Source organism: Bacteroidota bacterium, assembly GCA_034723125.1.
Taxonomy (GTDB): Bacteria; Bacteroidota; Bacteroidia; order CAILMK01; family JAAYUY01; genus JAYEOP01.
In genome coordinates this window covers 1-5455 of record JAYEOP010000050.1, presented here as the reverse complement: position 1 = coordinate 5455, position 5455 = coordinate 1, and the positions used below count along the sequence as shown (strand labels likewise).

General features: G+C 28.4%; 5 protein-coding genes. 3 read left to right on the top strand and 2 right to left on the bottom strand.

The genetic code is table 11. The features are described 5' to 3' along the window. Nucleotides 1–128: 128 nt before the first annotated feature. A complete protein-coding gene (locus U9R42_01735) occupies nt 129–1382 on the top strand; it encodes an O-antigen ligase family protein (protein ID MEA3494735.1) in 1254 nt (417 codons plus the stop codon). Here U9R42_01735 and U9R42_01730 read toward each other — a convergent pair. After that, nucleotides 1357–2991, bottom strand: coding sequence for an NAD+ synthase (locus U9R42_01730; GenBank protein ID MEA3494734.1), 1635 nt, complete (start codon nt 2989–2991; stop codon nt 1357–1359). The two genes, U9R42_01735 and U9R42_01730, sit on opposite strands and share 26 nt — an antisense overlap. An 18-nt stretch (nt 2992–3009) precedes the next feature. Continuing rightward, the gene (locus U9R42_01725) at nt 3010–3618 is read right to left on the bottom strand and encodes an outer membrane beta-barrel protein (protein ID MEA3494733.1); all 609 of its coding nucleotides are present in this window, start codon (nt 3616–3618) and stop codon (nt 3010–3012) included. A gap of 71 nt (nt 3619–3689) precedes the next feature. Here U9R42_01725 and U9R42_01720 point away from each other — a divergent pair, with 71 nt between their 5' ends. Continuing rightward, a complete protein-coding gene (locus U9R42_01720; protein ID MEA3494732.1) occupies nt 3690–4724 on the top strand; it encodes a hypothetical protein in 1035 nt (344 codons plus the stop codon). Between the two features lie 3 nt (nt 4725–4727). Continuing rightward, on the top strand, nt 4728–5455 hold a 728-nt coding region (locus tag U9R42_01715), incomplete at its 3' end, for a prohibitin family protein (GenBank protein ID MEA3494731.1).

Sequence of the window (5455 nt, the reverse complement as noted above, 5' to 3'; positions counted from 1 at the left end):
ATAATTAAAATCTCAAAATATTCAGCAAAACAAATAGGATTAAAAGATAAAATGTCAAGAGTAAAATTACTTTATTATTCCGATTAATATTAATCAGTTCTGCATTTAGTTTTATTATTTAAATAAATATGGATATTAAAAAAATACAAAAGAATATTGCACCCATAGGTATAATTTTGTTTTTTGCCGGTTTGATTTTCTCAAAAGTTTTATTAAGCATCTCAATACTTATAATATTTCTCTCTGTTTTTTTTACTCATAGCTTTAGCGAAATTTTAAAAGAAATTTTAAAAGATAAAATTCTGATAAGTTTTATTCTTCTTTTTGCAGTTGTTCTACTCGGTGGAATTTATTCTAACAATACCGACAATTATCTTGATGACGTTGTTTTAAAATTACCTTTTTTGCTTTTACCCTTTGGACTTTTATCTTCAGAAATCTACAAAAAGAAGAACTTGATATTTTTTTTGTTAGCACTTCAGCTCTTTGTTTTTATTTCAGGGAGTGCTTCATTTATTAATTATATTTTACATAAAAAAGAATTTGATGCTCTAATTTTTCAAGCGAAACCAATTCCCATTGTTACGGATATTAACCATATTTACTTTAGTTTTATTCTTGCATTTTCAACTATCTCAACTGCAATAGTTAGTCTTTGTCATATCAAAAATAAAAACTTGAAAATCATTTTATGGATAACTGTAATTTTAAATATTGTTTTTCTACATGTAATTGCCGCACGTACAGGATTAGCAGGGTTTTATGCTAGTGTTTTTGCTTTAATTATATTTTGGGGATTAAAAAATAAAAAACACTTTTTGTCTTTAGGATTTATTGTTGTGATTCTTTTGCTAGCATTTTTATCCTTAACATACGTTGATTCCTTAAATAACAGATTGCAAAAAACTATTGAAGACATAGAAACAAATAAAAACAATGGAGATATAAATCACTATTCAATTTCAATGCGTTTTGAATATTGGGAAAAATCATTTAAAGTATTTTTGAAATCTCCAATTATAGGTGTATCAAAAGCAGATGTAAAAGAGGATATGAAAATAATTTTTAAAAAGGAGAATACTATTTTAGAAGAAGTCAACCAAAAAGGACCTCATAATCAATTTCTACAAATTCTTGCAGGAACAGGTATCTTAGGTTTCTTAATTTTTGCATTCATCTTTTTCTACCCTCTAATAAAAATATTTAAAACTTGGGATTTTATTTTCCTATCTTTTTGGGTTGTAATGTTTATCGCCTTTATGGTAGAATCAGCTTTGGAAAGGCAATGGGGAATTAGCTTTTTTACTCTTTTGATGATAATTTTTATTAGAAGTGATAAGCTGTTGAATGATGAGTCTAAAAATTATAATGAGCAACAATAGGCATATCCCTGTCTATTCCGAATGCTTTATCGGAAATACGTAATGCAGGTGCTAACTGATGTCGCTTGTGCTCATTAATATTTACTAAGCTAATTACCTTTTTAACAACTTTTTTATCAAATCCCATTTCAAAGATTTCATCAATAGTTTTTGATTCTTCAATATAATTGAATAAAATTTCATCAAGAATATCATAATCCGGTAGTGAATCGGAGTCTTGCTGATTGGGTCTTAATTCTGCTGAGGGTGGCTTTGTTATGGTATTTTCAGGAATTATTTCTTTTTCCGAATTGATGAATCTTGCAAGCTCAAAAACTTCTGTTTTATAAACATCTCCCAATACGGATAACCCACCACAAGTATCTCCATAAAGTGTTCCGTAGCCAACAGCAATTTCACTTTTGTTGGAAGCATTAATTAATATATTTCCGAATTTATTGGAAAAAGACATCAATAAAATAGCTCTTATCCGTGCCTGAATATTTTCCTCTGTTAAGTCAAATTCTTTTCCTTTAAAAGAAGACTCTAATGTTTTGTTAATAGATTTATAAATGTTAGCGATGTTCAAAATTTCATAATCAACGCTTAAATTTTGAGCAAGCTTTTCTGCATCATCAACAGAATGTGATGAAGAAAACATTGAAGGAAGCAAAAGTGCTTTAACATTTTTTGCATCTAAGGCTTTTTCAAGAATAGCAAGTGTTACGGCAGAATCAATTCCTCCTGAAAGACCAAGAATTGCTTTTGTAAAACCGAGTTTTTGAAAATAATCTTTAACACCCATAACAAGAGCATCATGGACTTTTTCTATCTTTGGTATTGGAATAAATTGTGGAAGATTATTTCTCGTTATTGCATTTTTATGGTCAATAATTTTCAACTCTTCTTTAAAAAAACTTAGTTGCTCAACTATTTTACCTGTTGAATTAACTAAAGTTGAGCCACCTTGAAAAAGTATTTCTGTTTGAGCTCCAACTTGATTAATGTAATAAATAGGAAGTTTATTTTTTATTGCATTTTCTTGTAACAGTTTTAGTTGTTTAGTTTGCTGAGAAAAGGAAAATGGAGTAGTAGCAATATTAATAATAAAATCAGGATCAAGCTTTTGTAGTTCCTCCATTGGTGTTTTAAAATTATTCGGACTTTTAATTTCCTGAATGTCTTCACCAATAGTAATTCCAATTTTATATCCGTTAAATTCAATTAGTGAGAAATCTTTGTTTGGTTCAAAATATTGATTCTCAGCAAAGAAATTAAAATCCGAAAGAATTGTTTTGTTAATAATTTTTTCAACCTTAGCATCTTTGATAAAAAATGCTGAATTAAATAGTTGCCTTCCTCCTTTAGCTGTGTTTTTACTTGGCGAGCCAATTATTACAGCTATTGAATCACAATGACTTGCAATTTTATTTATTGAATTATAACAACTGTCAATGAAAGAATCTGAATTAAAAAAATCCTTTGAAGGATAAGCAGATATAGCCATTTCTGGAAAAACTATCAGTTTAACATTTTGCTTTTTTGCTTCTTCTATTAGAGAAATAATTTTCTTAGTATTATTTCCAAAATCTCCTACTTTGAAATTTTGTTGTGCTAATGCAATTTTCACAGTTACAAACAATTAGTTTTAAAAAAGCACACCAAGGTCAAGTGAAAAATATCCGGTTTTAATATTAAATTCATCATCTTTATTTATTTTCACAAAACCATTATGGAAAGTTATTCCTCCAAGAAGTGCAGTATTCCCTCCTATTAAATAGTGTATTCCACCTCCTATTGTTAAATAAAGATTAAAAAGTCTAATATTTTCAGCAACCTTAGTATCTACCTCAGCATTGATTCTCATTTGTGGAGTAAGCCCAAATTTGCCGTAATAAATAAAATTATTTATTACATTGGTTTTCATTTTTAATAAAAGAGGAATTTGAATATATTGCAATTTCCAGTCTTTATAATCCGGTGAAAAGATACTAGTATCCACAGAGGTTTTAGCATAAAAAAGGTTATGAAAAATTCCCGATGAAAGAGCATAGTTTTCTGTAAAATTAACATCTGCCATCAATCCGTAGGAAAAACCCAATTTTGCAGCATCATTCTCAATGTACAATTTTTGATTTTCATTAGTTATGTTATACCACGAAATTTGAGGATTAAACCTAAGCCCCAATTGAAGTTGTTGTGCCTTACTAAAAGAAAATATTGAAATAAGTGCTAGTGTTACTAAAAGTCTTTTCATTTTTCATTAATTTTGTCCATGAATAAAAAACATGAGAATATAAGTTAACTCAAAAAAATACAAATAATTTTATGCAATTGCAAAGGTATTACAAAATCCTGATTTTATTAATTATTATTCAAACAATTCTTTTTTCATGTAAAAAACATGGGAAATATTATGTAAATGTTAAAGATATTGATGTTGAAGTAAATATCAAAAGATTTGATGAAGAAGTTTATAAACTTAAAAAGGATAACTTTAATAATGAATTTACGGAACTTCATAAAAAGTATCCGGATGTTTTTGAGGTTTTTATAGAAAGAATTGCCAGAGCAGGCAGTGTAAATGATTCATTATATTTTCAAAGGATGGAAAATTTTATTTTCGACAAATATTCTCAGGAGTTATATCAGGATGTTCATAAAATGTACGATGATATTAGCTGGTTGGAAGATGATGTAACAGAGGCATTTAAACATATAAAGTATTATTTCCCAAAAGATACTTTGCCCGAAGTTTATAGCTTGGTTTCAAACTTTGGTTTTGGTACAGGTACTTTTGAAAATATGATGTTCATTTCCCTTGATTTATTTCTCGGTTCGGATTACAAATATTATCCTAGCCTGTTTCCCAATTACAGAATAAAATATTTGAATAAGAATTATATTGTCAGTGAGTTTTTAAAAGCATATTTTACTAACAAATTCCCTGAAGAACAACAGAGGGCTGATAATCTTTTATCAACGATGATCTATGCCGGTAAAAAAATGTTTTTTCTTGACTTGATGCTTACTGATGTTGCAGATTCTATTAAAATACGATATAGCAAAGAAGAAATAAAATGGTGTAAAAAAAATGAAGGTGAATTATGGAAACAATTGGTTGAAAATGATGTACTCTATGAAACAAACAGCAGAAAAATTATGAAGTACATTGATGATGGTCCTTTTACTAATGCTTATGGTATTCCTCAAGACTCTCCTGCAAGACTCGGGCAATGGATTGGATGGCAAATTGTAAAGAACTATGTAAAAAATAATGATGAATCTTCATTAATAAAAATATTTTATGAGTCAGATTCACAAAAAATATTATCTTTGTCAAAATATAAACCTAAATTTTAAATTATGCAAAATCAAAAATTAACAAAAGTATTAGTTATTGTCGGAGTTGTTATCGTTGTACTCCTTATTTTTTCAAGTTCAATGTTTATTACATTACAACCAGGAGAAAAAGGTGTTGTTTTTAAAAGATTTTCGGGAGGATTGGATAAAGAAAATGTTCAAAGTCAAGGATTTCATGTAATAGCACCATGGAACAAAATGATTGTTTACAATGTAAGACAACAACAAACAATAGAAAAATTAGATGTTTTATCATCAAACGGTTTGGACATCAAAATTGATGTTTCACTTTGGTATTATCCTGTTCATAACAAAATTGGATATTTACATGATGAAGTTGGTACAGATTATTTATCAGTTCTTGTTATACCAGGTGTACGTGCATCAACAAGAAATATCATCGGAAGATACACTCCTGAAGAAATTTACTCTACAAAAAGAGATGAAATTGCAGGTGAAATACTAAAAGAAACAAAGAAAAAACTTGCAGATAGGCATATCTTTGTAAAAGACGTATTAATCCGTAGTATATCTCTTCCTCCAAAAATCAAATCTGCTATTGAAAAGAAACTCAAGCAAGAACAAGAATCTCTTGAGTATAAATTTAAATTAGAAGTAGCAAAAAAAGAAGCTGAAAGAAAAAAAGTGGAAGCAGAAGGTATTAAGCAAGCACAGTTAATTATTACTAAAAGTTTGACTGACAAATTACTTAAATGGCAAGGTATTGAAGC

Coding starts and splice junctions, on each gene's coding strand:
- U9R42_01720 (MEA3494732.1), top strand. CDS start 3,690: ATGCAATTGCAAAGGTATTACAAAATCCTGATTTTATTAATTATTATT.
- U9R42_01725 (MEA3494733.1), bottom strand. CDS start 3,618: ATGAAAAGACTTTTAGTAACACTAGCACTTATTTCAATATTTTCTTTT.
- U9R42_01735 (MEA3494735.1), top strand. CDS start 129: ATGGATATTAAAAAAATACAAAAGAATATTGCACCCATAGGTATAATT.